The organism is Bacteroides sp. AM54-2NS (assembly GCF_003602935.1).
Classification (GTDB): domain Bacteria; phylum Bacteroidota; class Bacteroidia; order Bacteroidales; family Bacteroidaceae; genus Bacteroides; species Bacteroides xylanisolvens.
In genome coordinates, this window is record NZ_QTMZ01000118.1 from 1 (window position 1) to 1,871 (window position 1,871).

The 1,871-nt window shown below is 45.9% G+C and carries 2 protein-coding genes and 1 pseudogene; all 3 read left to right on the plus strand.

Going from position 1 to position 1,871, the window contains the following annotated elements:
* Positions 1-247 (plus strand): annotated as a pseudogene (locus tag DXA05_RS26005) (single-stranded DNA-binding protein); the annotation flags it as partial.
* 119 nt (positions 248-366) lie between these two features.
* The gene (locus DXA05_RS26010) at positions 367-1,122 is read left to right on the plus strand and encodes a ParA family protein (RefSeq protein WP_004319917.1); all 756 of its coding nucleotides are present in this window, start codon (positions 367-369) and stop codon (positions 1,120-1,122) included.
* A 7-nt stretch (positions 1,123-1,129) separates the two neighbouring features.
* Positions 1,130-1,408 (plus strand): hypothetical protein, encoded by a 279-nt coding sequence (locus tag DXA05_RS26015; protein WP_072067361.1) that lies wholly within the window; start codon positions 1,130-1,132, stop codon positions 1,406-1,408.
* Positions 1,409-1,871 lie beyond the last annotated feature (463 nt).

Consider the following 1,871-nt stretch of genomic DNA (forward strand, 5'->3'; position numbering starts at 1 on the left):
GCTTGTGGAAGGCACACTGACTTCTTCCATTTGGACAGACCGCAACGGAGAGAACCACATACAGCATAGCATCATAGCTGACTCCATCGCCTTTGTCAATGCAGGGAAGGCTTTTGACAACGGTCAAAATGCAGATGCCGCCGACACCCCAGCAACAAAGGCACGTAAGGCAGCCAAGGCAGAGGGCGAGGCTCCCGTACCGCCAGCCGATGCACCGCAGGACAAGAGCGAAGACCTTCCATTCTGAGGGTTGTATTGACTAAGAGTAGTACGTACTAATCGTAGTAAATCCTATTTTACTATGGTTAGTATGTACTATCAGTAGCAGAATAGTAAAGTAGTATTCACTAATAGTAGTATCGCGTTATGACACAGATAATTGCAATTCTAAATCACAAAGGAGGCGTAGGGAAAAGTACGACCGCAGTAAACCTTGCGGCAGCTCTGCAACTGAGTATGAAGCACGTCTTGGCTATTGACATGGATGGACAAGCTAACCTCACAGAAGCCTTGGGATTGTCCATCGAGGAAGAACAGACAGTCTATGGCGCAATGTGTGGACAGTACACCTTGCCGTTGGTCAAGTTGCACAATGGCATCACGGTTGTTCCTTCTTGTCTTGACCTTTCAGCGGCTGAGTCAGAGCTTATCAGTGAGCCGGGACGGGAACTTATCTTGAAGGGACTTATCACCAAAGCCATCGCCAAAGAGCATTTCGACTACATCATCATCGACTGCCCACCATCATTGGGCTTGCTGACCTTGAATGCCCTCACCGCAGCAGACTACATCATCATCCCTGTTCAAGCACAATACCTTGCCATGAGAGGTATGGCAAAGTTGATGGATATTATCCGCATCGTTCAGGAGCGGCTTAATCCCAACCTCAAAGTGGGCGGCATTGTCATCACGCAGTTCGACCGCCGCAAGACGTTGAACCGAAGCGTGAGGGAAATCGTCAATGACAGTTTTCACGAGAAAGTCTTCAAGACCGTCATCCGTGACAATGTGGCTTTGGCAGAAGCCCCCATCAACGGCAAGACTATCTTTGAGTATAATCCCAAGTCCAATGGTGCCAGTGATTACATGTCTTTGGCAAAGGAAGTGTTGAAACTAAAATAGTATGGCCATGAGCAAGAGCAGTATGTTGAAAGAGGGAATGAAAGGCGGTCTCAACGGACTCCTTTCTTCCACCAAGAAGCCGAGTAAAGAGCAGATAGTCACAGAAAACACACAAGCCCCACCAGTGTCTGTTTCTGAGACTACAGAAGTGCTGGTGCATTGCAATTTCCTTATCAACAAGAGCATCCACACGAAGATGAAGTACCTCGCCATCAAGAAAGGGATGTCCTTGCGTAATATTGTCAATGAGGCAATGACTGAATACCTAAAGCGGCATGACACATGAGTGCCGCGCGGTATCATCGCCGAACAGACGATGATACCGCTATCTCTTCTATGAACTCAACTAATCGTAGTAAATACTATTGTACTACTTTACTATTCGTAGTCGATAATCCCCTTAGTAAATACTTTATACTATTATACTACACTACTATTCGTAGTTGATACTACCCTTATTAATACTATCCAAGCCAGATATAAGTCATGGGTACTTGACATTTATAAATGTGCATCTTGCCCGATATAAGTTTTTGTCCCTACACTTTCAGACCATTTCCTCTTTTCCCTTATATCATCTTTCGTTCATTCCCATATACGGCATAGCCCCACGCCATCCCGCCCTGGTTCCCCTTTTATGTAACAGATTTCTTTTCGCCTGCCTTGCCGCTGCGGATATTGTTTTGCAAAGGTAATGCTGGCGATTGTTCAAACACCAAATCGTCCATTGCATTTGACCGAAAAATCTT

What these genes read in the sequence shown, in the direction of transcription:
- DXA05_RS26015 (WP_072067361.1), top strand. Translation starts at nt 1,130, where the DNA reads ATGAGCAAGAGCAGTATGTTGAAAGAGGGAATGAAAGGCGGTCTCAAC.
- DXA05_RS26010 (WP_004319917.1), top strand. Translation starts at nt 367, where the DNA reads ATGACACAGATAATTGCAATTCTAAATCACAAAGGAGGCGTAGGGAAA.